We start from the raw sequence: 26,649 nt of genomic DNA, 5'->3' as shown, positions 1-26,649 counted from the left end.
GGCACCGGCCGCGCACCCGCCCGCACCACCGAGCCTTGGAGAACAGTCATGTCCACGGTCCCCTACGTTCGCCGATCGGCCGGAACGGAGACCGAACTGCCCCGGGTGGTCGTCCCGTCGGGCGAGCCACTGGTCAGCGTCATCGTGCCGGCCCTGAACGAGGCGCGGAACCTGCCGCACGTGCTGGCCCGCCTGCCCGAGGTCGACGAGGTGATCCTGGTCGACGGCGGCTCGACCGACGACACCGTCGGCGTGGCCCGCCGGCTGATGCCCGGCATCCGGGTCGTCACCCAGAACCGCCGCGGCAAGGGCAACGCGCTGGCCTGCGGCTTCGCCGCCGCCACCGGCGACATCCTGGTGATGATCGACGCCGACGGGTCGACCGACCCGAAGGAGATTCCGAGCTTCATCGCCGCCCTGCGCGCCGGCGCCGACTTCGCCAAGGGCACCCGGTTCACCGGCCCGGGCGGCAGCGCCGACATCACCCGGTTGCGCCGGGCCGGCAACAAGTGCCTCAGCATGCTGGTCAACACCATGTTCCGCACCGGCTACAGCGACCTCTGCTACGGCTACAACGCGTTCTGGGCCCGGCACCTCGACGTCTTCGGCCTGGACAGCACGTCCCCGGCGCCGGCGGGCGGCGACGGGCGGCTGTGGGGGGACGGCTTCGAGATCGAGACGCTGCTCAACCTGCGCGCGGCCCGGGCCCGTCTCAAGATCGTCGAGGTGCCGAGCTTCGAGCAGGCCCGGATCCACGGCGAGAGCAACTTGAACGCGATGACCGACGGCATCCGGGTGCTGCGGACCATCGCCCGGGAGTGGCCGCGCCGCCGGTCGGCCGAGCGCATCGCAAAAGGCGCGCGCGCCGAAAGAGCCGCGGGGCGCGCCCGGTGAGGATCGGCGTCGTCACCAGCGCGTACCACCCTGACGTCGGCGGGGTGGAGACGCACTGCCGCCGGCTGTGCGCGGCCCTGGTCGCGGCCGGCGACCGGGTCGAGGTGCTCACGCAGCACGCCGCCGGGGCCGAGGAGACCGTGGACGGCGTGCTGGTCCGGCGCTTCCCGCTGACCGTCGCGGCCCGCAACTACCGCTTCTCGACCGCCCTCTGGCAGTGGCTGCGCGCCCACGCCGGCCGCTACGACGTGCTGCACGCCCACAGCTACCACGCCCTGGCCGCCCTGCCCGCCGCCCTCACCAACGCGACCCCGCTGGTCTTCACCCCGCACTACCACGGCACCGGGCACAGCCGGCTGCGCGCCGCGCTGCACCCGATCTACCGCCCGGTCGGGCGCCGGATCGTCGCCCGGTCCAGCCGGATCATCTGCGTCACCCACGCCGAGCGCGAGCTGCTGGTCGGGCACTTCCCGGAGGCGGCCGACCGAATGGTGGTGATCCCGAACGGCACCGACCCGGCCCGCGCGGCAGTGCCGGCCGCCGAGGGCGAGCCCGGGCGCGGCATCGTCTGCGTCGGCCGGCTCGAGCGCTACAAGCGGGTCGACCGGGTGATCCGGGCGATGGTCCACCTGCCCGCCGACCACCGCCTCGACGTGGTCGGCGCCGGCCCGGCCCGGGACGAGCTCGAACAGCTCGCCGGGCGGCTCGGCCTCGACGCCGGCCGGGTGCGGTTCCACGGCCGGCTGCGCGACGCCGAGTTCGCGGCCCGGATGGCCGGCGCCGCGGCGGCCGTCTCCGCCTCCGCCCACGAGGCGTTCGGCATGGCGGTCGCGGACGCCCTCAACGCCGGCGTGCCGACCGTCGCCTCGTTCATCCCGGCCCACCGCGAACTGGCGGTGATGGCCGGCGACGGCGTCCCGCTGTGGCTGGTCAACCCGGACGACGAGGCGGCGCTGGCCGACGCGCTGCGGGTCGCGGCCGGCACGCCCCGGGCCGCCTACGGCCGGCACGCGCTGCCGACCTGGAGCGACGTCGTCCAGTCCACCCGGGAGGTCTACGCGACCGTGGCGCCTCCCGTGCGGCTCATACAGCAGAGCGGAGCGGGAGCCACCGACCGATGACCCTGACCGCGCCGCCCGTCGCCGTCCGGCCCGGGAACGACCCCGCCCACACCGAGGCCCGCCCGGACCGCGCGCCGCTGTGGTGCGCCGCGACCCTGACCGTGGCGGGAGCGGCCGGCGCGGCCTCGCTGGTCGCCGCCGACCGGGCCGCGGAGTGGGGCCGCGGGCCGGTGTTCGAGCTGTTCTGGCTGGGGATGCTGCTCTTCACGGCGCCGGCCGCGTACTGGGCGGTCCGCCGCGGGTCGGGAGCGCGGCTGCGGCTCGCGGTGCTCATCGCGTACGCGGGCTTCACGTATCTGCCGAAGTTGTTGCGCAACCCGACCGGCCCGCTGTACCACGACGAGTTCGCGCACTGGCGGCAGAGCCGCGAGATCCTCCTGGACGGGCGGCTCTTCGAGGCCAACCCGATCGTGCGGGTGATCGGCGACTTCCCGGGACTGCACGCCACGGTGGCCGCGATCTCGGCGATGACCGGCCTGTCGGTGTGGCACGCGGCGCTGGTCGTGCTGGTCGTGGCGCACGCGCTGGTGGTGCTCGGCGTGGCGGTGCTGGCGGAGCAGATCTCCGGGTGCCGGCGCACGGCCGCGACGGCGGCCATCGCGTACGGGCTGAACAGCTCCTTTCTCTTCTTCGACACCCAGTTCGGGTACGAGTCCCTGGCCATCCCGCTGATGATCTGGGCGCTCGTGAGCCTGCAGCGGGCCATGCGCGCCCCCGATCGGCCGGCGCGCGCCGGCTGGGCCGCCGTCACCGTGCTGCTCTCGGCCGCCACCGTCGCCACCCACCACCTGACCGCGCTCGGCCAGGTCGCCATCATGCTGGTCATCTCGGCCGTGGTGACCGTCCGCGCGCTCCGCCGCCGCGACGCCGGGCCGGCCGCCGCGACCGCCTGGGCTCTCACCGGCGTGGCCGCGATCCTGGTCGTCGGCTGGCTGTGCTGGGTCGCCCCGAAGACGGCCGGCTACCTCGACCCGTACCTGGGCAAGGCGCTCGGCCAGTTCGCCGGGCTGGCGGGGGAGGGCGGCACCGGCGGGCGCACCCTGTTCAAGGAGTCGGTGGCGCCCTGGTGGGAGCAGAAGGCCGCGTTCGCCGCCCCGGTCGGCGCGTTCCTGGCGATGGCGGCCGCGGCCTGGCGGCTGCGCACCCGTCGCAACGCCGACCCGGTCGACCGCAGCCTCGCGCTCGCCATGTTCGTGGTCGGCGCCTGCTACTTCCCGGCGGCGCTGCTGATCCTCACCCCGTCCGGGGCCGAGGGTGCCCGCCGCACCTGGGCGTTCAGCTATCTGGGCATCGCGCTGGCGGTCGCGCCGGTGGTGGTCGCCCTGCTCGACCGCTTCGCCCGGATCGCTGGGCCGGCCCTGATCGCCCTGCTGGCCGTGATGATGGTCGGCAACACCGCGGCCGGCATGAATCCCTCGTACCGCTTCCCCGGGCCGCCCGTCTACGGCTCGGACACCCGCGCGCTCACCCCCGAGGTGCGGGCGGCCGCCGCGTGGCTGCGCGCCACGCAGGGCCGCGACCTGCGGATCGTCGCCGACCGCTACTCCGGGCTGGTCTTCGGGTCGCTCGGCGGCCAGTTCCCGGTCACCGGCTCGGTCACGTTCCCCACCTACGACATGTATCTCGCCCCGCCGGGGCGGCCGGTGCCGCCCGCGCTCATCGACCAGCTCCGGTCGTGGAACTTCCGCTACCTGATCGTCGACCGGCGGATGGCCGAGGAGGTGCCCGAGATCGGAATCTACTTCGAGACCAACGAGCCGATCCCGCACGACGGGCGGCCCGGGTTCACGCTCGCCCAGCTCACCAAGTTCGACCGCACGCCGTGGAGCATCAAGATCTACGACAGCGGCGACATCGCGATCTACCGCTTCGACTTCGCCTCGCTCGGCTTCGTCCCGCGGGGAGGCAGCAAGTGGTGACCACCCCGCGCCTGCTCGGCGCCGTCGCGGTCGCGCTCGGCGGCCACGCTCTCGGCATGCTTACCCCGTTCCCCGGCCGGCCCCTGCTGCTGGGGCCGCTGCTGCTGGTGGCGCTGGCCGCGATCGGCGAGCTGTGGCTGCGCGCGCTGGTCCGCGACGAGCCGGCGGCGGTCACCCGGATCGGCCTGGCCGTGACCACCGGCCTGCTCAGCCTTCCGCTCGCCGCCCTCGCGCTGCACCTGGCCGGCGTGCCGATCCGGGCGCTGTCCCTGACGGTCGCGTTGGCGGTGCTGGCGGCGTCGCTCGGCGGGGCGGCGCTGCTGCGGCCGCGTTCCCCGGCGGCGCCGGATCTCGGGCGGACGCTCGCGGCGCTCGCGATCCCCACGGTGGTCGCGCTGGTCATCGGGGGTGCGGCGACTTTCGCGTACGCCCGGATGCCGCACCCGCCGCAGCCCGGATACACCAGCGTGGCCCTCGAGGGCTGGGCCGCCGGCATCGACCACCCGGTCACCATCCCGGCCCGCGGCCTGGTCGTGCCCGTGCGGGTGCGTAGCGCCGGCGAGCCGAGGGCCGTCGTCCCGCTCGCGGTGACCGTCGGCGCCCGGCCGGCCGGCCCGCCGCGGCCGGTCGCGATCCCGGCGAACACGACCCGGGTCCTCGACGTGCGGGTGCCCGCCCCGCCGGACGGCTGCCTGCACCGCATCGCGATCAGCCTGGGCGCCGCGAGCACCGTCTTCTACGGAAAGGGACCTTCCGCGTGCTAGCCCGCGTCGGACGTGACTCGCTGGCCCGCAACAGCGTCCTGATCATGGCGAGCACGGTCGGGACCAGCGGGCTCGGCTATCTCTACTGGATGGTCGCGGCCCGCGAGCTGCCCCGGCCGGCGATCGGCACCGCCACCGCGCTGATCTCGGCCGCCACCGTGGTCAGCATGGTGGCCAACCTCGGGCTCGGGCACATGTTCATCCAGCGGCTGCCCGGCGCGCCGGCCGCCGCCTGGTCCCGGATCGTCGGCGCCGGCCTGCTGCTCGGCTGCGCGGCCACGGCCGCGGCGGCGGTCGCGGCGGTGCTGGTGCTGCCCCGGATCGAGCGCAACTTCGGTTTCCTGAACGGCCCGGTGGCGGCGGCCGGGCTGGTCGCGACGGCGGTGGCGCTGACCGCGTCGATGCTGCTCGACTACGTCTTCGTCGCCCACCGGGCGAGCCAGGGCATGCTGTGGCGCAACCTGGCGCTGGCGGTGGGCAAGGTGGTGACGCTGCTCGGGCTGACCGCCTCGGGGCTGACCGCGGGCCGGCTGAGCGGCTCGGCCGCGGTGGTGCTGGCCTGGACCGTGCCGTCGCTCGCGGTCACCGTGGTCACGCTGCGCTGGAGCCTGTCCCGGCTGCGCCCCGGCTACCGGCTCGGCGGCGCCCTCGCCGGGGCCGGGCTGGCCGGCGAGCTGGCCCATGTGCGCGGCTCGCTCACCGGCCACCACCTGGTCAACCTGGCCCAGGCCGGGCCGAGCGCGCTGCTGCCGGTGCTGGTCACGGCCCGGCTCGGCGCGGCCGACAACGCGCACTTCTACATGGCGTGGATGACGGCGTCGGTGCTGTTCATGGTCTCGCCGGCGGTGGCGGCCGCGCTCTACGCCGAGCGCACCAACGCGGCCGGCCGGTCGGCGTCGCTGCCCCGGGCGTCGCTGGTCACGCTGGCGGTGATCGGGCTGCCGGCCGCCGCGCTGTTCCTGTTCGGCGGCCGGATCCTGGCCCTGTTCAGTCCCGGCTACGCGGCCGGCGGCGGTCCGCTGCTGAAACTGCTGGTGCTGGCCGCGCTGCCGGACGCCATCACGAACCTGGCCGTCGCGCACTGGCGGTCGCAGCACCGGTTGCGCCGGTGCCTGCGCCTGAACCTGCTGATGGCCGCCGCCTGCCTCACGCTCACCTGGTTGTGGCTCCCGTCGCGGGGCATCGAGGCGGCCGGCTTCGCCTGGCTGGCCGGCCAGTCCGCGGGCGCGCTGATGGTCGCCGTGCTCGCCCTCCTCGGCCGGCTCGGCCCTCTCCGCCGAGACGCCGCGCCGGCGGGCGCCGCTCTCGTCCGCCGGCTCGCCCCGCCGCACCCCCGCGGCGCCGACCGCCGGCCGCTGCTGCACCCGGTCATGCGCGGACGGCCGGCCGCGCGCCTCGGCCACCGCACCCGTCCGGCCCCGCACGCCCGGCCCCGATCTCGATCTTGGAGAGTTCCGTGAGGATCCTGCACCTGGCCAACCTCTACGCGCCGGTCATCGGCGGCCTCGAGCGCAGCATCGCGACCAGCGGCGAGGAGCTGGTGCGGCGCGGCCACGAGGTCACCGTGCTCACGCTGGCCACGCCGATGGCCGGGGCGTCGGCGGCGGTGGAGGACCGCAACGGCGTCCGCGTGGTGCGCGTCCGCAGCGTCGCCACCACGCTGCTGCCGGGAATGAACGAGGACCCGGCCAAGCCGTTCCACCCGACCGCGCCCGACCCGCTGACCACCGCCGGCATCCGGGACGAGCTGCGGACCGGCCGGTACGACCTGGTGCACAGTCACGACTGGCTGATGTACTCGTACCTGCCGCTGCGGTTCGGCCGGTACGGGCGGCCGCACGTGCACACCGCGCACGACTTCGGGCTGTCCTGCGTCAAGAAGACGTACGCCCGGCCCGGCGGCAGCTGCCCGACCGGTCCCCGCTTCGCCCGCTGCCTGCGCTGCGCGACCCCGCAGTACGGCCGGCCGCGGGCGGCGGCGCTGACCGCGGCGCTGCGATCGCACCGCCACCGGGGCATCGACGCGGTGATGGCGATCTCGCCGTCGGTGGCCGAGGCGCTCGAGCTCGCCCGGCTGCCCGAGGGAGTGCCGGTCTCGGTGGTCTCCAGCCTGGTCCCCGACGGCCTGGACGAGCTGGCCCGCACCACACCCCGCCCGTCCTGGTTGCCGGGCCGGCCGTACCTGCTGTTCGTCGGCGCGCTCGGTCCGCACAAGGGCGTGGACGTGCTGTTCACCGCGTACCGCCGCCTGGTCGAGACCTGGAGTGGCAGTGAGCCGCCGCCGGACCTCGTCTGCGTGGGCACCCCCCGCGCCGACACCCCGCCGATACCGCCCGGGGTGCATGTCCGGCACGACGTGCCGCACGCCGAGGTGATGGCCGCCTGGCACGGAGCCGCCGCCGCCGTGGTGCCGTCCATCATGGAGGCCATGGGCCAGGTCGCGGTCGAGGCGCTGCTCGCCCGCACCCCGCTGATCGCCTCCCGCACCGGCGGGCTGACCGACATGATCCGCGACGGGGAGAGCGGCCTGCACGTGCCGCCCGGCGACGCCGACGCCCTGTACGCCGCCCTCAACCGCCTGCTGACCGACCGGTCGCTGGCCGACCGCCTGCGCGCCCACGGCTACCAGCGCGGGCTCGACTTCACCGCGGCCCGCGTGGTGCCGCAGATCGAGGAGATCTACCGTGCCTGCCTCGCCTCCTAAGATCGTCGTGGTCGGCTCGGGCTGGCGCTTCCTCTCCGGGATCAGCTACTACACGTGCCGGCTCGCGAACGCTCTGGCCGGCCGCTACGACGTCGGCGCGATCCTGATGCGGCAGCTGCTGCCGACCCGGCTCTACCCCGGCCGCGAGCGGGTCGGCCGGCGCCTGAACGACCTGTCCTACCGCGACGAGGTGGCGGTCTTCGACGGCGTCGACTGGTGGGCGCTGCCCAGCCTGGTCCGCGCGGTGCGGTTCCTGCGGCGGGAACGGCCGGACGTGCTCGTCCTCCAATGGTGGACGGGGGCGGTGCTGCACTCGTACCTCGTCCTCTGCCTGGCGGCCCGCTTGCTCGGCGCGCGGGTGGTGATCGAGTTCCACGAGGTGCAGGACACCGGCGAGGCCCGCCTACGCTGGGCGGCGCGCTACACCCGGTGGCTGATCAAACCCCTGCTGGCGGCCACCGCCGGCGTCGTCGTCCACTCGCGCTTCGATCAGGAGACACTGCGGCGGACGTACGCGCTGAGCACCGTCCCCCAGGTCATCGCGCGCCATGGCCCGTACGACCACCACGACGCCGCCCCCCGGCAGCGAACCGCCCCCGGTGACCACCGCCGGTTGTTGTTCTTCGGCACCATCCGCCCCTACAAGGGCTTGGAGGACCTGATCGAGGCGTTCGCGCTGCTGCCCGCCGACTTCCGGCTGACCGTCGTCGGCGAGACCTGGGAGGGCTGGACGTTGCCGGCCTCGTTGATCGCTTCGTCGCCCGCGCGGGACCGCATCGAGTTCGTCAACCGCTACGTCACGGATGCCGAGGTAGACGCCTTCTTCGCCGCCGCCGACATGGTGGTGTTGCCTTACCGGCGCAGTTCCGCGAGCGGGCCGTTGCACATCGCGATGAGTCACGGCCTCCCGGTCGTGGTCACCGCCGTGGGCGGTTTGGTGGAGGCAGCGGGCGATTACCCCGGCGTGCGTTTCACCCCACCGGCCGACGCGGCGGCCCTGGCCGAGGCAATCGTGGATGCGACAAAGCTGACCGACCGCCGGCACGCGGACCCGTCATCGTGGGAGCAGACGGTGGCCGCGTATGACGAGTTGTTGACCCAGATAGGCGTTTTCGCGCCCGTGCCCGCGCCCGCCTCTGCGCCCGCCTCTGCGCCCGCGTCCTTGCTCGCGCTCGCGTCCTTGCCTGCGCCCGCGTCCCTGCCCGCGCCCGCCTCTGCGCCTGCGCCCGCCCCTACTCAGCCCTCCGCGTCCGCTTCGGCCCCGGCTCCCGCTCCCACCTCGACGCCCGCTCCCGCTCCGCGATCCCAGCCCGCCACGCCGTCGTCGCTCGAAGGCCGCTGACCTGTGGACAACCGCGGAAAAGTGTCAGAGGCGGCCGCTTGACTCGTCCCCACCCAGTGAACGGGGTGGGGATGAGTAGGCGGCGGGTTGTCGGGCGACGGCGACGCGGGCCTGTGGATGACTGCCGGAAAGTGTCAGGGGCGGGTGCTTGACTGATCCCCACCCAGTGAACGGGGTGGGGATCAGTGGGCGACGGCTACCGGGCGGGTGGGGAAGAGAGGCAAGACGCCCGTGACACAACCGGGCCGGCTCCTGTGGACAACCACCGGAAACTGTCGGCCGCGAATGCCAAACTAGCCCCACCCAGTGACGAGGGTGGGGGCTAGGCAGGGGAAACCGATCAGGAAGCGCTGATCACCACGTCGTCGAACCACACGGTGCCGGTGTTGGCGCCGGACTTCAGGTGGACCTGCATGCTTGCCGAGCCCGCCGGGGCTACCCCGTCGACCGTGAGCTTCGTCCAGCCGGTGGTGCCGGTCCGCAAGGACGCCGAGGACGTGCCGCCGAGCCACTTGTCGTTGATGTCGAACCAGCTGACGGCGATCTGCGACTGGCCGGTCGCGGCATTGCCCTTGGCCCACACCTCGCCGTGCCACTTCTGGCCGGGCTGGACGGGGGCGATGGGGGAGAAGCGGTACGACGGGGAGCCGGCCGTGGTCTTGCCGGTGTTGGTGAGGCTGACCGACCACTTGCCGGAGTGCGCGGCGCTCGTGGTCTTGACGGCCAGGCCGAGCTCGGGCATGAAGGCACGCCACGGGGTGAGGCCGGCCGCGTTCTCGAAACCGTAGTCGGTGAGCGTCGACGGCATCGCGGTGCCGGTCCAGGCGGCCTTGACCACGGCGGCGGCGGCCTTGGCGGCGCCGTTCGTGCGGTACAGGCCGTAGTTGTACTGCGCCTGGATCTTGGCGACCTGCGACTCGGGGATGGCGCCGGCGGCGAAGTCGGTCAGCGTCCACGGGGCCACCGACTGCACGCCGGCCACCGTCGCGGCCTGGAAGACGCGGGCCAGGAAAGCGGCCTGCTCGCCCTCGGTGTTCTGCAGCGTGTTGAGGCCGACCTCGCCGATGACCATCGGGGTCGGCGCGACCGTCGCCTGCGCCTGCTTGATCAGCGCCAGCGCGCGCTCCGAGTTGCCGTAGAAGTGGTAGTCGTAGTAGTCGATCGGGGTGGCGGCCATGGCGGCCTTGATCTTCGCCATGCCGGTCGCGCCGGCGCCGCCGTCCACCGAGAACGTCAGCGGCATGGTCGGGAAGTCGGCGCGGACCAGCGGGACGATCTTCTTGGCCCAGATCATCGTGTCGGCGTCGTCGACGTTCAGCTCGTTCTGGAGCTCGACCGAGATGACGCGCGGGTCATCGGCGTACGGGCGCAGGACCCGGTTGGCCCAGTTGCGGCTGTTGGCCACCTCGGAGTAGGCGTCCCACCAGTCGAAGAGCGTGAACTTGACGGTCAGCCCGCGCGCGTCGGCCAGCTTCACGAACGTGGCCAGCTCGTCGGTGTACTTCGTCTGCGGCTGCGGGTACCCGAACGTGGTCGGGAAGATGATCGCCCGCACGCTGGTGGCGCCCAGGGCGCTGGCCTTGGCCATGTCCGCGTCGATCTGCGTGGCGTTGAAGTTCGTCCACATCTTTGACCAGCCGGCGGCCGACGGGTAGTAGTTCAGCTGCTTGGCCGTCTTCACCGCGGCGAGACGGGAGTCCAGCGTCGGAACCGTCTTGGCCGTGACGGCGGCCGCGGTGGCGACGGCCTTGGCGACCGGCTTCTTCGCGACCGGCTTGCGAACGGCCGGCGTCTTGGCGACCGGCGTCTTGGCGGCCGGCTTCGCGACGTGCTTGCCGTGCGACTGCGCCACGGCCGGGGAAGCCGGGACGGTGAGGCCGACCAGCAGGGCGGAGGCGATGACGGCGGCGCGGCGGCGGGAGAGCTTCACGGGGGATCGGTCCTTCGTCAAGTATCTTTTCGGGTGCGGCGTGGCCCTTCACTTCGGCGGGTTGCATCTGAGGTGTCACGGTTCTTTGATTGCATTGCCGGTGTCTCTCGGTCACACCTCGGTTGCCGCCCCATTGGACATTGACGTCTGCTTTTGTTTTGTGCGCCCTGAGCTGCTCTTTCGCTTCTGGCAGGGTACTTTTCCGGCCCATTTCCAAAGTTGCGGCCAGGTAGTGGGAGGACCAGAACGGCCCGGACCGCTTTCGCGATCCGGGCCGGTGAGCGGCGCGCTTTCGGTGGGTGGGTTGCGAGCCGGTTTCAGGCGTACGGGTAATGCCGTGGCGTATAGACGCGGGCGGACCCGTCGGCGGCCGTCACGGCCCGGGTCTGCGTGGAGCCGACCAGCAGCAGACAGCGCATGTCGACCGTCGCCGGGTCCATATCGGCGAGCGTGGTCACCCGTACCGACTCGGCCGGCCCGCCCACGTCCCGGCCGATCACCACGGTCGTCTCCGGGTCGCGGTGCTCGAGCAGCACCTCCCGGGCGCGTACCAGCTGCTCGGTGCGCGACTTCGACGCCGGGTTGTAGATCGCGATCACCAGGTCGGCGGCGGCCGCGGCGGCGAGCCGGCCCTCGATCACCGTCCACGGCTTGAGCCGGTCGGAGAGCGACAGCACGCAGAAGTCGTGGCCGAGCGGCGCGCCGACCCGGGCCGCGACCGCCTGGGCCGCGGTCAGGCCGGGCACGACCCGGACCGGGACGTCCTTCCACTGCGGGTCCTCGGCGACCTCGAGCACAGCGGCGGCCATCGCGAAGACACCCGGGTCGCCGGCCGAGATGACGGCCACCCGGCGCCCGCGCTTGGCCAGGTCGAGGGCGAAGGCGGCGCGTTCGGCCTCGACCCGGTTGTCCGACGGGTGGCGGCGCTGCCCCGGGCGGATCGCCACCCGGTCGAGGTAGGGGCCGTAGCCGACCAGGTCGTCGGCGGCGGCGATCGCGGCCCGGGCCTCGGGGGTCAGCCAGCGCGGGTCACCCGGTCCGAGCCCGATCACGGTCACCTCGCCGCGGGCGTCGGGCTCGGGCTCGCGTCCGAAGGCGGCGGCGGCCGGGCTGGGAAGAAGAGCGAGCGAGAAGTACGGGACGGAGTCCGCGTCCACCTCGCGCAGGGCGGCTGTGCGCTCGTCCGTCATGGTGGCGCGCTCGACGTACCAGGCGTCGGCGAGCCGCCCGGACCGCTCGAGGGCCTCCCGGACGTTCGGGAACGTGCGCCCGAGCTTCATGATCGCGGCCGACTCGGTGCCGGTGAGGTGGGCGGTGAGCTCGGCCGCGGGCAGCGTTCCGGGCAGGATCGTGAGCACCTCGTCGCGCTCCATGAGCGGCCGTCCGAGGGCGGCCGACGCGGCGCTCACCGACGTGACGCCGGGGACGACCGTCGTGTCGTACCGGCCGGAAAGCCTTTTGTGCATGTGCATGTAGCTGCCGTAGAAGAAGGGGTCGCCCTCGGCCAGCACCACCACGTCGCGCCCGGCGTCGAGATGCGCGGCCAGCCGAGCCGCCGACTCCGCGTAGAAGTCGTCGATCGCGCCCTGGTAACCGCCCGGGTGATCGGTGCCCTCGGTGGTGACCGGGTAGATCAGCGGCTCCTCGATCTGCCCCGGCCGCAGATGGGCCGCGGCGATGGCCCGCGCGTTGCTGCGACCGTGCCGGGCCGCGTGATAGGCCACCACGTCGGCCGCCTCGATGAGCCGCGCCGCCTTCACGGTGATCAGCTCCGGGTCGCCGGGCCCGACCCCCACGCCCGCAAGTTTGCCTGCCACAGGTTTCACTCCGCTTCCGAACTCACTCCGCAATCACTGCGATCACTCCGCTTCCGACGCCAGCGCGTTGACCGCGGCCGCCGTGATCGCGCTGCCGCCGCGCCGCCCCCGGACGATCAGGTACTCCAGGTCCGAGCCGGCGAGCGCCTCCTTCGACTCGGCCGCCCCGATGAACCCCACCGGGATCCCGAGCACGGCCGCCGGCCGGGGCGCACCCGCCTCGATCATCTCGAGCAGCCGGAAGAGGGCGGTCGGCGCGTTCCCGATCGCCACGACCGCCCCGCCCAGCCGTTCGCCCCAGAGCTCGAGCGCCGCCGCGCTGCGCGTGGTGCCGAGCTGCCGGGCGAGCTCGGGCACCCGCGGGTCACGCAGCGTGCAGACGACCTCGTTGCCGGCCGGGAGCCGCTTGCGCGTGACCCCGGAGGCGACCATCTCCGCGTCGCACAGGATCGGCGCCCCGCCGAGCAGCGCCTTGCGCGCGACCGCGGCGACGCCCGGGCTGAACCCGATGTCCGCGGTCAGATCGACCATCCCGCAGGCATGGATCATCCGTACGGCGACGCGGGCCACGTCGTCGGGCATGCCGGAAAAATCCGCCTCGGCCCGGATGGTGGCGAACGACCGCCGGTAGATCTCGGCGCCGTCGCGCTCATACTCCAGGTGCATCGCTGACTCCTCGCGCCGCGGCAACGACCGCCGCGAGCGCTTCGTGGGTGGGCCGCGTGTATTCGACCGTGCGGTCCGGTTGAGCCGCGCGGTCCGGCTCAGGCGGGCGGTGGCGCTCGGCCGGTGTCGTCACCGTGTAGCCGCCGGGCGTTGCCTCCACCCGGACGTGCGGGCCCGGGGGCGAGCCGCAGCCCCGAGCGCAGCCGATCCAATGCACCGGCAGGCCGTCGACGTAGCGGGTGGCGGCCAGCGCATCGGCGCGGATGTCGGCCAGCGATTTGGCGCACCCCGGCCGGCCGGCGCAGGCGGTCACTCCGGACCAGCGCGAATCGGCTTCGACCGGGAGCCCGGCGGCGGCCAGCGCGGTCATCCAGGCGGCGGCCTCTGCGGGCGACAAATCCGGAATTATCACGTTGCGGGCGGGGGTCAGCACCAGACGGTCGGCGCCGGCCAGCAGGGCGATCTGGGCCGAGGTGAGCCGTCCGAGAGGGACGATCGCGCCTACCGCCAGCCGTCCGTCGGGCTGCGGCAACAGACCGACCTCCGCCTCCGCCACCTCGCCCGGGATCGGCGAGGCCGCGAGCGGGGGCGCGGGAAGACCGAGGGCGGCGGCAACGCGGGCGGCGACGCGGCGCGGGCCATCGGGCAGCTCGGCCAGGCGCCAGGCCTTCCCCACCGCGGCAGCGCGCTGGGCGGTGCGCTCGGCGGCCTCGGTGGTAGGCGCCGCGGCGGACTCGGCGGTGCGCTCCGCGGCAGAATCGGCGGCTGACTCGGCTGTGCGCTCCGCGGCAGAATCGGCGGCGGCCTCGGCGGCCTCGGCGGCGCGCTCGGCCAAGAACGCGTGTGCTCCCGCCAGCAGGGCGGCCACCACCCGGTCGGCGGAGACGCGGAGGCCCTCGTCGTGGCCGGCGAAGACGATCGCGAGACCGTCCGCCGCCGGCAGCGCGGCGACGTCGGCGGCCAGTTCCACCGTGCCGATGGCGAACAGGAAACGGCCGGGGAGGGCGGCCAGGGCCGGGTCGGCGCAGAGCGCTCGGTCCAGGGCCCGCACCAACTCCCGCAGCGGCGGGCCGGCCAGGGGCGGGGCGGCTATGTTGCGTACGACCTCGTGGGTCGCCGAGGGCAGCAAGCCGGCGGCGGACAGCCGGGCCGCGAGAACCGACGGGTCGGCGCCGGTCAGCGCGCGCAGCTGGACGTTCGCGCGCGAGGTCAGCTCGAGGCCGCCGTCGCCCAGCTCCGACGCCACCGCGCCGAGCTCGGCCAGCTGCCGGCCGGTCAGCATGCCGCCCGGCAGCCGGACGCGCGCCAGCGGACCGTCGGCCGCGGCATGCAGCCGCAGCGCGCCGGGGCAGGCGTCGGTCGGGGAGACGCGGGGTGGGCGGGGCACGGCCCGGATACTACGGAGGCGCACCCGGCCGGACGCAGCCTCGGGTCGGGATCATCACATCCGCCGTGGCGAGACCGGGGACGGCTTGACGGCGGACGGCGCGGGCCGGAAGGCTGGGAGCCCACGAGCGGCGACGCCGCGGAGGAAGCCGGTGCGAATCCGGCGCGGTCCCGCCACTGTGACCGGGTTGCAGAGCCCGGGAGCCAGGAACTCCGGTCGCCGCGATTCCGGCTATCCGGGGCGCGGACCCCGGTGGGGAGTACGCGTGTTCCTGCTGCTGTCGACCTCCGACACCGACCTGCTCAGCGCTCGCGCCGGTGGGCGCGCCTGGCGCCTGGCCAACCCCGCCCGCACCTCCGTCGACGACCTGCCCGGCCTGCTCGACGGGGTCGACCTGGTCGTCGTGCGGATCCTGGGCGGGCGGCGGGCCTGGGAAGAGGGGATCGACGCGCTGCTGGCGGGCGCCGTGCCGGTCGTGGTGCTGGGCGGCGAGCAGGCGCCCGACGCCGACCTCATGAAGCTGTCGACCGTGCCGGCGGGCGTGGCGGCCGAGGCGCATCGATATCTGGCCTTCGGCGGGGGCGCCAACCTGGCCGCGCTGCACGACTTCCTGTCCGACACGGTGCTGCTCACGGGGCACGGCTTCGCCCCGCCGGCGGCCTCGCCGGACTGGGGGACGCTGCCGCGCGAGGCGGCCGCGAACGACGGGCCCGTGGTCGGGGTCCTCTACTACCGGGCCCACCACATGGCCGGGAACACCGCCTTCGTCGAGGCGCTGTGCCGGCAGATCGAGGCCAAGGGCGCGCGCCCGCTGCCGATCTTCACGGCTTCCCTCCGTACGGCGTCATCGGATCTTCTCGCCGAGTTGCGCAAGGCCGACGCCCTGGTCGTCACCGTCCTCGCCGCCGGCGGCACCAAGCCGGCGACCGTGGGAGCGGGCGGCGACGACGAGGCGTGGGATGTCGGGGTGCTCGCCGACCTGGACGTGCCGATCCTGCAGGCGATGTGCCTGACCAGCGGGCGCGCGGCGTGGGAGGCGAGCGACGAGGGCCTCTCCCCGCTCGACGCCGCGACCCAGGTGGCGATCCCCGAGTTCGACGGCCGGATCATCACGGTGCCGTTCTCGTTCAAGGAGCTCGACGAGGACGGCCTGTCGGTCTACGTCGCCGACGACGAGCGCGCCGCGCGGGTGGCCGGCATCGCGGTCGCGCACGCCCGGCTGCGGCACATCCCGCCCGCTTCACGACGCGTGGTGCTCATGTTGTCGGCCTATCCGACAAAGCACTCCCGGATCGGCAACGCGGTCGGCCTCGACACTCCGGCGTCGACCGTCGCGCTGCTCGCGGCGCTTCGCGCGGCCGGCTACAAGATCGGCTCGTTCGGGGACTACGACGGGGACGGTCTCATCCACGCGCTCATCGCGGCCGGCGGGCAGGATCCGGACTGGCTGAGCGAGGAGCAGCTGAGCGGCAATCCGGTGCGCATTCCCGGTTCCGCGTACGCCGAATGGTTCGCCACGCTTCCGCAGGATCTCCGGGACAGCGTCACCCGGCATTGGGGGCCGCCCCCGGGCGAGCTCTACGTGGACAACGGCGACATCGTCCTGGCCGCCCTGCGCGACGAGAACATCGTGGTCATGGTGCAGCCGCCCCGCGGGTTCGGCGCCAACCCGGTCGCCATCTACCACGACCCCGACCTGCCGCCGTCGCACCACTACCTGGCGGCGTACCGGTGGGTGGCCGACTCGTTCGGCGCGCACGCCGTGGTGCACGTGGGCAAGCACGGCAACCTCGAGTGGCTGCCCGGCAAGAACGTCGGCATGTCGGCCTCCGACGGCACCGACGCGGCGCTGGGCGACCTGCCGCTGATCTACCCGTTCCTGGTGAACGATCCGGGCGAGGGCACGCAGGCGAAACGGCGAGCGCACGCCACGCTGGTCGACCATCTCATTCCCCCGATGGCCCGGGCCGAGTCGTACGGGGACATCGCCCGTCTCGAGCAACTGCTGGACGAGCACGCGACGATCGCCACCCTCGACCCGGCCAAGCTGCCGGCGATCCGCGCGCAGATCTGGACCCTCATCCAGGCCGCCCGGATGGACCACGACCTCGGCCAGGAGCTGCGCCCGGCCGACGAGGAGTTCGACGAGTTCATCCTGCACATCGACGGCTGGCTGTGCGAGGTCAAGGACGCGCAGATCCGCGACGGACTGCACGTGCTGGGCGCCGCGCCGGTGGGTGAGGCCCGGGTCAACCTCGTGCTGGCGATGCTGCGGGCCCGGCAGATGTGGGGCGGCCAGGTCGCGGCGCTGCCCGGCCTGCGGGAGGCGCTGGGCCTGGCCGAGGACGCGTCGCTCGCCGAGACGGACCGGGTCGAGGAACGGGCCCGTGCCCTGGTCGCCGCGATGGAGGAAGCCGGCTGGCCGGTCGACTTCGCTGTGGACGGCGCCCGGATTCTGTCGTACCCGGATGCTCTACTCAACGCCCACCCAGAACAGGGCGGGGGAGGTGGCGGAACCCCCGAAGATCCGAAAAACAAGAAAGACGTCGAACGGGTGCTCAAGTTCGCGGCGACCGAGATCGTCCCCCGGCTGGCGCGCACCACCGACGAGATCTCCCACGTGCTGCACGCCCTCGACGGCGGCTACGTGCCGGCCGGGCCGAGCGGCTCACCGCTGCGCGGCCTGATCAACGTGCTCCCCACCGGCCGCAACTTCTACTCGGTCGACCCCAAGGCGATCCCCAGCGCGCTGGCCTGGGAGACCGGCCAGGCGATGGCCGACTCGCTGCTCGCCCGCTACCGCGCCGACCACGGCGACTGGCCCCGCTCGGTCGGCCTCTCGGCCTGGGGCACCAGCGCCATGCGCACGGCCGGCGACGACATCGCCGAGATCTTCGCGCTGATCGGCGTCCGCCCGGTCTGGGACGCCGCCTCCCGGCGGGTCACCGGCCTCGAGCCGATTCCGGCCGGCGAGCTGGGCCGGCCGCGGATCGACGTCACGGTCCGCATCTCGGGCTTCTTCCGCGACGCGTTCCCGCACGTGGTGGCCCTGCTCGACGACGCCTTCCGGATGGTCGCCGAGCTCGACGAGCCCGGCAACTACGTGCGCGAGCACGCCCTGCGCGACCGGGAGCAGCACGGCGACTGGCGGCGGGCCACCATGCGGATCTTCGGGTCGCGGCCCGGAGCGTACGGCGCCGGGATCCTGCCCTTGATCGACAGCCGCAACTGGCGCGACGACGCCGACCTCGCCGAGGTGTACGCCGTCTGGGGCGGCTTCGCCTACGGCCGGGACCTCGACGGCGTGCCCGCCCGGCCGGACATGGAGAACGCGTACCGCCGGATCGAGGTCGCCGCCAAGAACATCGACACCCGCGAGCACGACATCGCCGACTCGGACGACTACTTCCAGTACCACGGCGGCATGATCGCCACGGTTCGCGCGCTGACCGGGCGCGCGCCCGCGGCGTACGTGGGCGACTCCACCAACCCGGACCAGGCACGCACCCGCAGCCTGACCGAGGAGACCGCGCGGATCTTCCGCGCCCGGGTGGTGAACCCGCGCTGGATCGCGGCGATGCGCCGGCACGGCTACAAGGGCGCCTTCGAGCTGGCGGCCACCGTCGACTACCTTTTCGGGTACGACGCGACGGCCGGCGTCGTGACCGACTGGATGTACGAGCAGCTGGCCGCCACCTACGTCCTCGACCCGGAGAACCAGAAGTTCTTCCAGCAGTCGAACCCGTGGGCGTTGCACGGCATCGCCGAGCGCCTGCTCGAGGCCGCCGACCGCAAGCTCTGGTCGGCGCCGGAGCCGGCGACGCTGACCGCGCTGCAGGAGCTCTACCTGGCGACGGAGGGCGACCTCGAAGAGAGCTGACGGGGTCGTAGGCCGATACCCGGGCGCCCTCCTCGTCTCGGCCGGCGGTGGTTGGGGCCCTTTGCTCTGCTCACCAATACGCGCGTCGCGGTCCGCCGCTTGCTGAAGGCTGATGAGTTCCGCATGCCCGCCGCACAGCGGTTCTTCAAGGTCGCGCCGGCGGGCGCAATGCCGGCTTCAGGCCGCGGGCACTCGATGACTCGTGTCTGCTCCGACGCGTCAGAGCCGAGCGCGCGGGGCGCCATGCCCTGGGTCCACTACAACGGTGAAGAGTTTGTGCGTCCCACGCGCAGAATCTCTACAAGATCTGGGCAGTCCGACCGCCGCGAGCCGCCGATAACCCCGGAAAGCCGGCAAACCGTCAAGATCGCCCCCACCACGGAGCCCACCCTCGGCGGTTTCAAGGAGTCGTTGCAACACGGTCGGTGGTCAGGAGTTCAGCGAGGCGTTCGGCGGGGCTGTCCCAGCCGAGGGTCAGGCGGGGTCGGCCGTTGAGTTCGGCAGCGGCGGCGGCTAGGTGCTCGGCGCGCGGCCGCCGCCGCCCGTTCCTGCCGCTGCCGAGCCTTACGCGAACCTGTGGACAACCGCCCGCCTGTGCAAAAGCGGCCGACCACCCAGCTACGTGTGCTAACCGCGCCGCAGCAGGTACGTGTCCATGATCCAGCCGTGGCGCTCACGGGCCTCCGCCCGTACCCGCAAGATCTCGTCGCCCACCTCGGCCACCACCCCCGACATCAGGATCTCGTCCGGCGTGCCGATGTAGGCCCCCCAACAGACGTACGCCTCCGGATAGGCCGCGAACGCCTGCCGCGCGTCCAGCATCACCACCACGTCGTCGACCCCGGCCGGCCACCCCTCCGCCAGCCGGCGCCCGGTGGTGACCTCGAACGGCTGCCCGACCCGGTTCAGCCCGGTCCGGTGCTTGGCCGCCAGCGCCGACACGCTGCTGATCCCGGGCACGACCTCGTACTCGAACAGCGTCTGTCCCCGGGCCAGGATCTCGTCCAGGATCGCGATCGTCGAGTCGTACAGCGAAGGGTCGCCCCACACCAGGAAGGACCCGGTCTCGTCGGCCAGCAGGTGCTCGGAGATCAGCGCCTCGACGACCTCGGAGCGGCGGCTGCGCCAATCGGCCACGGTGCCCTCGTAGTCGGCGGGCGTGCGGTCGCGGGCCGGGTCGGTTCCGGTGACGACGCGCCGGCTGGGCCGGCCGTACGCCTTCATCAGCCGCCGCCGCAGCTCGATCATGCTCTCCTTCTCCTCGCCCTTGTCGAGGAGGAAGAAGACGTCGGTCCGCCCGATCGCCTTGGCCGCTTGCAGGGTGAGGTGGTCCGGGTCGCCCGCGCCGATCCCGATCACGTAGATCTTCCGCACGATCGATCAGGTTAGCCGGGGCGGCGTGGCCGGTTCGCTCACAGGTCCTTGACCATCTGCTGGGAGACCAGCGGCAGGCCGAGGGCGGACGCGAAGCCGAGCGCCTCGGTGCGGCCGGGCACGTTGAGGCCGACCCGCGGCACGCCGTGGCGGGCCAGCTCGGTCTCGGCGGCGGCGACCAAGCGGCGGCCGAGGCCGCGGCGGCGCAGCCCGGTGTCGACCTCGAGGTAGACGATCAGGCCGATGGTGGGCCGCTCGGCGCTGGGCCGGGCGATCCACAGCCAGCCCACCGGCTTGCCCTCGTCCTGTGCGGTGAACAGCAGCACGCCCTCGCTGGTCACGCCGTCGGGCGCGAGCCGGGCGGCCGTGCGGCGGGCCTGGTCGGGGGTGGCGGCGGGGTCGCGGACCAGGGCGAAGGGATCACCGGCCACCAGCGTGGCGATGCGTTCGTCGTACTCGGCCGGGGTCATCGGCGTCAGCTCGAGCGGATCGTCGCCGGGGTCGAGCGGCCGGGAGCGCACCTGGGACAGGATCCGGTAGCCGAGCCGGTCGTAGAGGCGCTGGGCGACCTCGTTGTGGCCGAAGACGTGCAGGCCCACCCGGCGCACTCCGCGGGCGGCCAGGTCGGCCTCGCCGGCCTCGACGATCCGGGCGCCGTAGCCGCGGCCGCGCAGGTCCTCGGCGACCTCGAGCTCGGAGATCCAGGCCATCTCGGTGTAGACGGTGCCGGGCATCGAGATCCAGAGGATGCCGACTTCCCGGTCGCCGTCCATCGCCTTGCGCAGCAACTGCCCTTTCGTCCGTACGCCGTCGGGCAGCCCGACGTGCAGCTGCTCGGCCGACTGTTTCCGCGCGTCCGGCAGTGGCACGCCGAAGTTGCGGGCGATGTCGTGCGCGTAGCCCTCGGCCATCCGCTCGCGGCGGGCCTCGTACTCGGCCTGGGCGAGGTCGATCAGTTCAAGCCCCATGACCGAGAACTGTGTCACGTCCGCCGGACGGCGGCGAGCGACCTGTCCAGCGTTCGTCGGATGTCCGACGGATCGACGACGATCATTTCTGTCGGCTACCCGACCGGTGTAGTTTGACCGCAAAAGCCTGGTCACAGGGGGCGGCCTTGACCGAGCACGGCGATTACCACCGAGTGATCGGCATCGACCTCGGCACGACCTCGTGCACGATGGCGGTGTGGGACGGCGCCGGGCTGGTGGTGATCCCCGGGCCGATGCCGTCGGTGGTGACGCAGAACCCGGCCGGCCAGATCGTGGTCGGCCGCGCCCCGGCCGGCGACTCCCAGCCGGTGATCTCCGGCATCAAGCGCGAGCTCGGCTCCGGCGAGCGCCTGCGGCTGCGCGGCCGGCAGTATCGGCCGCCGGAGATCTGCGCCTTCCTGCTGATCGAGCTCAAGCGCCAGGCCGAGGCGTTCCTGGGCGCTCCGGTGCACGACGCGGTGATCACCGTCTCCGGGTCGGCGGGCGAGCCCGAGCGGCGGGCGATCCGGGAGGCGGCCGGGCTGGCCCAGCTCAACGTGCGGCGGCTGCTGGACGACGCGGTGGCGGCCGCGGTGGCGCTGGGCGCCGACGACCGGGAGCGGACCTACGCGATCTACGACCTGGGCGGCGGGGCGTTCGACTCGGCCATCGTGCGGATCGGGCCGGAGGGCATCGCGGTGCTCGGCGCGGCCGGCGACCCCCGGCTGGGCGGCGACGACTTCGACGAGCACATCGTGGGGTACGCGTTGCGGCAGATCCGCGAGCGGCATCACGTCGACCTCGGCCGCGACGAGGACGTGCGCACCCGCATCCGCCGGGAGGCCGAGCGCGGCAAGCGGGAGCTGTCGGCGGCCGAGACCACGGTGCTCGAGCTTCCGCTGCTGACGGCCACGGTCAGCGCGAGCGTGACGCTGTCCCGCCGGGCGTTCGAGGCGATGATCGAGCCGGACGTGACGAAGTCGCTCGGCCACCTGACCGCGGCCCTGGCCGCCGCCGAGGCCGAGCACGGCGTCGGCCGGGGCGCCGTCGACCGAGTCGTGCTGGCCGGGGGCTCGACCCGGATCCCGTCCGTCCGGGCGCGGCTGGCCGGGTACTTCGGCCTCGGCCCCGGGGACATCCGGGCCGACCTCGACCCCGGCGAGCTGAGCGCGCGGGGCGCCGGCCTGATCGCCCGCGAGTTCGAGCCGGCCCTGACCTTCGAGGGGCTGCGTCCCGGCCTGCTCGGCGCGAACCTGCGGCTGCGCGCGGAGATGGCCGACCCGAGCCCGCCGGGGCCCGGCCCGGCCGCCGCCGATCCGGCCGACCTGCTGCCGGGGGTGCCGGCCGAGACGCCCGCCGACTTCCGCCGGGTCGCCGACGCCAGCCACCAGCTGCTGGCCGCGACGCTGGACGGCGCCTGCCCGCGGCTGCGCTCGGCGTACCTGAGCTTCGTCGGCGCCGTCCAGGCCGCCGCGTCCGACGTCCGCCTGGCCGAGCTGGGCCGGATGCTCTCGGAGGAGTACGTCCGGATCGCGGCCTGACGCCCGATACCGTTGGCCCATGCTGATCAGCTGTGGCCTGCCGGTCTCCGGCGCCTGGGCGACCCCGGCGTCGCTCGCCCGATTCGCCGTCCGGGCCGAGGAGCTCGGCTATCACGGCCTGTGGTCGTTCCAGCGCCTGCTGGTCGGCGACGGGCAGGAGATGGCGCCGGTCTACCGGAGCGTGCTCGACCCGATGGTGGCGCTGGGCTATGCCGCGGCGCGCACGGAGCGCATCCGGCTCGGCGTCGCGGTGATCAATCTGCCGTACGTGTCACCCGCGTACCTGGCCAAGCAGGCGGCCACCCTCGACGTGCTCTCCGGCGGCCGGCACGACCTCGGCCTCGGCACCGGCTGGTCGGAGCCGGAGTTCGCCGCCACCGGGTCCCGGCCCGAGCCCCGCGGCCGCCGGATCGAGGAGTACCTGGCGGTGCTGCGCACGCTCTGGAACGACGAGATCGCCTCGTTCGACGGCGAGCTCTACTCGGTGCCGCCGAGCACGATGGCGCCGCCTCCGGTCCAGCCCGGCGGCCCGCCGGTGCTGCTGGGCGGCACGGCCGACGCCGCGCTGCGCCGGGCCGGCCGGATCGCGGCCGGCTGGGTCAGCAGCAGCCGGGCCCGGCTCGCCGACATCCAGCGGGGCGTCCAGCTCGTCCGCCGGGCGGCCGAGGAGCACGGGCGCGACCCCGACCAGGTGCGGATCGTCGTGCGTGGCGTGGTGGCGGCCGGGCGGCGGGACGACGCGATGCCCCTGTCCGGGGACTGGGCGCAGATCCGGGGCGGCGCCCAGGCGTACCGGGAGGCGGGCGTGACCGAGCTGTTCTACGACCTCAACTGGGATCCGCTGATCGGCGGCCCGGACGCGGACCCGGCCGCGGCGGCGGAGCGGGCCGAGGAGATCATCACGGCTCTGGCGCCCACCGCGTACGGCGCGTCCGGATGACGCCCGTCGAACTCCCGGAATGGCGGGGAATGGTGGTCGATTCGTAATCAGAATGGCGTGGGGGATCCGTTCCGGCGGCTCCGTTGAGTGACGGAGATCAACACAGAACCGTCTCCCGGCGGGCCGGGCGGCCGTCGATCCGGCCCTCGAGGGCACGATCGACCGTAGATCTTCCGGGTTGGAGCGCTCTCTGCCGGAGGATCCGACGGTGGGGGTCACTCAAGATCGACATGACGGCGAAACGGCGACGAAACACCGGGGCGCGAACCCCGGAACGTGTCTTCGATAACTTTGCGCAACAGTACGATTGCCCTTTGGGTTGTTATTTCGGACATATGGCACACTCTTGATCGTCGAGATGGGCGTTTTCATCCGTCAAGGTCCAGTTCGTGCCCTGCAAGGGGTGCACCGGATGTGACGCCGTCGGACGGCGGCTTTCAGCGGGCCGTTATTCATTCGATGCGTCAACTCATTTCCTACGGCCAGATTCCGGACTACCTTCCCAACCGCAGCATCCGAATACCTCTCGCGCACGGCGCATGTGAGGGTGTGTCGTTCGATGGAGGTGATTGAGCGTGGAACCGCTGATCGAAGAGGCGGCCCATGACCGCGAGGGCATCCCGCTCGGCACGATGGTCGCGCCCCCCGGTGAGGGCAAGAAGGTCGAGACCCGGCACAAGTCGCCGACCCAGATCGCCCTGGCCCGCCTGCGCAAAGACCGCCTGGCGATGATCTGCCTGGGCATCTTCCTGTTCTTCGTGGCGATCGCGGTCTTCGCGCCGCTCCTGGCCAAGCTCGAGGGCCAGGACACGACCACGCTGCACCAGGATCTGCTCGACCAGTACGGCCTGCCGACGATCTCGTTCACGTCCGACCATTGGTTCGGCATCGAGCCCCGGCTCGGCCGCGACCTGTTCGCGCGCTTCGTCTACGGCGCCCGGCCGTCACTCATCGTAGCGATCTCGGTCACCCTGATCACCGGCGTCGTCGGCGTCGTGATGGGTCTGCTCGCCGGCTTCATCGGCGGCTGGGTCGACCGGGTCATCTCCTGGATCATCGACTTCGTCCTGTCGCTGCCCTACCTGCTGTTCGCCATCGCGGTGCCGGCGGTGCTCCTGACGATCTTCGTCGGCGACGCCACCACGGCGGGCACGTCCGACGTGACGAAGGCGCGGTTCGCCTCGCTGATCCTGGTGCTCTCGTTCTTCGGCTGGGCCAGCCTCGCCCGGCTCATCCGCGGTGAGGTCCTGTCGCTGCGCGAGCGCGAGTTCATCGCCGCCGCCAAGGTGCTGGGCGTGCCCACCCGCAAGGTCTTGTTCAAGGAGTTGCTGCCGAACCTGGTGGCGCCGATCATCATCTCCACCTCGCTGGCTCTGCCGACCTACATCGTCGCCGAGGCGGGTCTGACCTTCCTCGGCGTGGGTCTGGTCGAGCCGACCCCGTCGTGGGGGCTCACGATCGCCTACGCGACGACCTACTACCGGGCCGACCCGCTCTACCTGTGGCTGCCCGTCCTGGCGATCAGCATCCTGGTGCTGGCGCTGAGCCTCCTCGGTGACTCCATCCGAGACGCTTTCGATCCCCGCACCCGACGGTGACCCCGTCGACGCCCTGTAAAGAAAGAGGAGAAATGGCAAGGCGCTTCAAGGTGGCCGTGGCGGCGACAGCCGCCGTGGCCCTTGGGCTTGCGGGCTGTGGCAGCCCGTCGTCCAAGAATGATTCGGGCAAGGCCGACACCGGCGCGATCAAGGCTCAGCAGGCAGCGACGGACCCGAACGCCAAGGGCCCGGCTCCCGAGCCGGCCGGCGTGCACAAGGGCGGCACGATCAACATCTACGCCCAGTCGACCCCGTCGACGCTCGACCCCACGGACACGTACTACACCGACTCGAACGAGATCGAGAAGCTGACGTTCCGTACCCCGACGCAGTACGCGGTCCGCAACGGCCAGCCCGTGCTCGTCCCCGACCTGACCGACCTCGGTACGGTCTCGGCGGACAAGCTGACCTGGACGTTCAAGTTGACCGGCCAGTACAAGTACGAGGACGGCACGCCGGTCAAGGTCGAGGACATGGCGTACGCGATCAAGCGTTCGTTCGCCCACGACGTCTTCCCGAACGGCCCGGCCTACCAGCTGAGCTACTTCAAGGACGGCGACAAGTACAAGGGCCCGTACAAGGACGGCGACACCTACGCCGGCGTGGAGACCCAGGGCACCGACACCCTGATCATCCACCTCGCGAAGCCGTTCGCGGACCTGCCGTTCTACATGACCTTCCCGATGTTCACGCCGATTCCCAAGGCGAAGGACACGAAGCAGGACTACAAGAACCACCCGCTGTCGACCGGTCCGTACATGTTCGACCAGTACGTCGCGGGCACCTCGCTGACCCTGAAGAAGAACCCGAACTGGGACCCCAACACCGACCCGGTGCGGCACCAGTACGCGGACGCGTGGAGCTTCAAGTGGGGCGGCGAGATCGTCTCCACCCAGCAGAAGGTCCTCAACTCCTCGGGTGACGACGCCAACGCGATCCAGTACGAGGAGATCGACGCCTCGCTGATCCCGCAGCTGACCGGCGACAAGGCCAACCAGCTGATCAAGGGTGAGAGCCCCTGCCTCTACGTGCTGAACATCGACACCCGCAAGATCACGGACATCAACGTCCGTAAGGCGATCGCCAAGGCGATGCCGTGGGACGCGATCTCGAAGGCGAACGGCAACAACGACTACACCGCCGAGGCCGCCAGCACGTTCCTTCCGCCGGGTGTTCCGGGCTACACCAAGTACACGCCGTACCCGGACCTGACCGGCACCGGCGCGGGTGACCCCGAGGGCGCCAAGAAGCTGCTCACCGACGCCGGCAAGCTCGGCTTCGAGGTCAGCTGGTACTACGACAACACCAAGCCGCTGCCGCAGCAGATCTCGAACATCCGCGCCGACGCCCTCACCAAGGCCGGCTTCAAGGTCAAGGCGATCGGTGTGGCCACGGCCGACCTGCGCGCCAAGATCTCGGACTACAGCGCCCCGGTCAACCTGGCGCAGGGTCCGCGCGGTTGGTGCTCCGACTGGCCGACCGGCTCGTCGTGGCTGCCGGTGCTCTTCGAGTCCCGGTCGATCGCCGACGGCATCAGCTGGGGCTTCCTGCAGGACGCCGCCCTCGACAAGAAGATCGAGGACGTCGCCCAGCTGCCGACCGACCAGGCGACCAGCAAGTGGGCCCCGCTCGACCAGGAGATCATGGGCCAGTACGTCGCGCTGCCTTGGTACTACACCAAGATGGCCGTCATCCAGGGCACGAACGTGGGCGGCGCCGTCGGCGACGCGACCATGGGCATGCCGTTCTTCCCGGAGCTCTACCTGAAGAGCTGACCTCGGTCAGATCTTCCCGGTGGCCCGGC

Annotated in this window: 18 protein-coding genes, 1 pseudogene and 1 riboswitch; of the genes and pseudogenes, 12 read left to right on the top strand and 7 right to left on the bottom strand. The window is 72.7% G+C overall.

Translation table 11 applies throughout. The features are described 5' to 3' along the window. Positions 1-48: 48 nt before the first annotated feature. The 7 genes from ACQP2F_RS37545 to ACQP2F_RS37515 are packed head-to-tail and all read left to right on the top strand — an operon-like array spanning position 49 to position 8,744. Positions 49-894 (top strand): glycosyltransferase family 2 protein, encoded by an 846-nt coding sequence (locus ACQP2F_RS37545; RefSeq protein WP_433296096.1) that lies wholly within the window; start codon positions 49-51, stop codon positions 892-894. Next, positions 891-2,015 (top strand): glycosyltransferase family 4 protein, encoded by a 1,125-nt coding sequence (locus tag ACQP2F_RS37540; protein ID WP_433296094.1) that lies wholly within the window; start codon positions 891-893, stop codon positions 2,013-2,015. Before ACQP2F_RS37545 ends, ACQP2F_RS37540 begins: the two co-directional genes overlap by 4 nt. Continuing rightward, positions 2,012-3,934: a hypothetical protein gene (locus ACQP2F_RS37535; RefSeq protein WP_433296092.1), complete on the top strand. Its 1,923-nt coding sequence runs from the start codon at positions 2,012-2,014 to the stop codon at positions 3,932-3,934. Before ACQP2F_RS37540 ends, ACQP2F_RS37535 begins: the two co-directional genes overlap by 4 nt. Next, positions 3,931-4,698 carry a hypothetical protein gene (locus ACQP2F_RS37530; protein ID WP_433296090.1) on the top strand — a complete coding sequence of 256 codons (768 nt, stop codon included), beginning with the start codon at positions 3,931-3,933 and terminating at the stop codon, positions 4,696-4,698. Before ACQP2F_RS37535 ends, ACQP2F_RS37530 begins: the two co-directional genes overlap by 4 nt. Continuing rightward, a complete protein-coding gene (locus ACQP2F_RS37525; protein WP_433296088.1) occupies positions 4,692-6,158 on the top strand; it encodes a lipopolysaccharide biosynthesis protein in 1,467 nt (488 codons plus the stop codon). Before ACQP2F_RS37530 ends, ACQP2F_RS37525 begins: the two co-directional genes overlap by 7 nt. Then, complete coding sequence (locus ACQP2F_RS37520; protein WP_433296086.1) at positions 6,155-7,402, top strand: glycosyltransferase family 4 protein; 1,248 nt, start codon at positions 6,155-6,157, stop codon at positions 7,400-7,402. Before ACQP2F_RS37525 ends, ACQP2F_RS37520 begins: the two co-directional genes overlap by 4 nt. Next, the gene (locus ACQP2F_RS37515; RefSeq protein WP_433296084.1) at positions 7,383-8,744 is read left to right on the top strand and encodes a glycosyltransferase; all 1,362 of its coding nucleotides are present in this window, start codon (positions 7,383-7,385) and stop codon (positions 8,742-8,744) included. Before ACQP2F_RS37520 ends, ACQP2F_RS37515 begins: the two co-directional genes overlap by 20 nt. Before the next feature lie 340 nt (positions 8,745-9,084). Here the strand turns inward: ACQP2F_RS37515 and ACQP2F_RS37510 are convergent, their stop codons facing one another. The 4 genes from ACQP2F_RS37510 to ACQP2F_RS37495 all read right to left on the bottom strand — a co-directional run bounded on the left by ACQP2F_RS37510 (position 9,085) and on the right by ACQP2F_RS37495 (position 14,544). Next, positions 9,085-10,674, bottom strand: a complete 1,590-nt coding sequence (locus ACQP2F_RS37510; RefSeq protein WP_433296082.1) for a cellulase family glycosylhydrolase — start codon at positions 10,672-10,674, stop codon at positions 9,085-9,087. A 317-nt stretch (positions 10,675-10,991) separates the two neighbouring features. Further along, a complete protein-coding gene (locus ACQP2F_RS37505; protein ID WP_433296080.1) occupies positions 10,992-12,470 on the bottom strand; it encodes a precorrin-2 C(20)-methyltransferase in 1,479 nt (492 codons plus the stop codon). 63 nt (positions 12,471-12,533) lie between these two features. Further along, entirely contained in the window at positions 12,534-13,151 is a 618-nt protein-coding gene (locus tag ACQP2F_RS37500) for a precorrin-8X methylmutase (RefSeq protein WP_433307747.1), read from the bottom strand. Then, positions 13,141-14,544 carry a precorrin-3B synthase gene (locus ACQP2F_RS37495; protein ID WP_433296078.1) on the bottom strand — a complete coding sequence of 468 codons (1,404 nt, stop codon included), beginning with the start codon at positions 14,542-14,544 and terminating at the stop codon, positions 13,141-13,143. Before ACQP2F_RS37495 ends, ACQP2F_RS37500 begins: the two co-directional genes overlap by 11 nt. 141 nt (positions 14,545-14,685) lie before the next feature. After that, positions 14,686-14,757: riboswitch (cobalamin riboswitch) on the top strand. A gap of 52 nt (positions 14,758-14,809) precedes the next feature. On the opposite strand from ACQP2F_RS37495, the gene cobN reads away from it, so the two are divergent. After that, positions 14,810-18,424, top strand: coding sequence for a cobaltochelatase subunit CobN (gene cobN, locus ACQP2F_RS37490; RefSeq protein WP_433296076.1), 3,615 nt, complete (start codon positions 14,810-14,812; stop codon positions 18,422-18,424). Between the two features lie 400 nt (positions 18,425-18,824). On the opposite strand, the pseudogene ACQP2F_RS37485 reads toward cobN, so the two are convergent. The 3 genes and pseudogenes from ACQP2F_RS37485 to ACQP2F_RS37475 form a co-directional block, all read right to left on the bottom strand. Beyond that, positions 18,825-18,947: pseudogene (locus ACQP2F_RS37485) on the bottom strand (IS30 family transposase); the annotation flags it as partial. A 104-nt stretch (positions 18,948-19,051) separates the two neighbouring features. Continuing rightward, entirely contained in the window at positions 19,052-19,798 is a 747-nt protein-coding gene (cobF, locus tag ACQP2F_RS37480) for a precorrin-6A synthase (deacetylating) (protein ID WP_433296074.1), read from the bottom strand. Between the two features lie 38 nt (positions 19,799-19,836). Next, entirely contained in the window at positions 19,837-20,766 is a 930-nt protein-coding gene (locus tag ACQP2F_RS37475) for a GNAT family N-acetyltransferase (protein ID WP_433296072.1), read from the bottom strand. 146 nt (positions 20,767-20,912) lie between these two features. Between ACQP2F_RS37475 and ACQP2F_RS37470 the strand changes: the two genes are divergently transcribed. From ACQP2F_RS37470 to ACQP2F_RS37455, 4 genes are all read left to right on the top strand, one after another. Beyond that, positions 20,913-22,307 (top strand): Hsp70 family protein, encoded by a 1,395-nt coding sequence (locus ACQP2F_RS37470; RefSeq protein ID WP_433296070.1) that lies wholly within the window; start codon positions 20,913-20,915, stop codon positions 22,305-22,307. A 19-nt stretch (positions 22,308-22,326) separates the two neighbouring features. After that, positions 22,327-23,247 (top strand): TIGR03619 family F420-dependent LLM class oxidoreductase, encoded by a 921-nt coding sequence (locus ACQP2F_RS37465; RefSeq protein ID WP_433296068.1) that lies wholly within the window; start codon positions 22,327-22,329, stop codon positions 23,245-23,247. A gap of 575 nt (positions 23,248-23,822) precedes the next feature. Further along, entirely contained in the window at positions 23,823-24,845 is a 1,023-nt protein-coding gene (locus ACQP2F_RS37460; RefSeq protein ID WP_433296066.1) for an ABC transporter permease, read from the top strand. Between the two features lie 32 nt (positions 24,846-24,877). Then, positions 24,878-26,620, top strand: coding sequence for an ABC transporter substrate-binding protein (locus ACQP2F_RS37455; RefSeq protein WP_433296064.1), 1,743 nt, complete (start codon positions 24,878-24,880; stop codon positions 26,618-26,620). Positions 26,621-26,649 lie beyond the last annotated feature (29 nt).

It is taken from the genome of Actinoplanes sp. CA-030573, from assembly GCF_050951115.1.
Classification (GTDB): Bacteria; Actinomycetota; Actinomycetes; order Mycobacteriales; family Micromonosporaceae; genus Actinoplanes.
Note: the sequence above shows the minus strand (reverse complement) of the source record. Positions and strands in the feature narration are given on the sequence as shown.

Excerpts from the sequence above, each read along its gene's own strand:
- ACQP2F_RS37545 (WP_433296096.1), top strand. The coding sequence starts at position 49 with ATGTCCACGGTCCCCTACGTTCGCCGATCGGCCGGAACGGAGACCGAA.
- ACQP2F_RS37535 (WP_433296092.1), top strand. The coding sequence starts at position 2,012 with ATGACCCTGACCGCGCCGCCCGTCGCCGTCCGGCCCGGGAACGACCCC.
- ACQP2F_RS37475 (WP_433296072.1), bottom strand. The coding sequence starts at position 20,766 with ATGGGGCTTGAACTGATCGACCTCGCCCAGGCCGAGTACGAGGCCCGC.
- ACQP2F_RS37465 (WP_433296068.1), top strand. The coding sequence starts at position 22,327 with ATGCTGATCAGCTGTGGCCTGCCGGTCTCCGGCGCCTGGGCGACCCCG.
- ACQP2F_RS37455 (WP_433296064.1), top strand. The coding sequence starts at position 24,878 with ATGGCAAGGCGCTTCAAGGTGGCCGTGGCGGCGACAGCCGCCGTGGCC.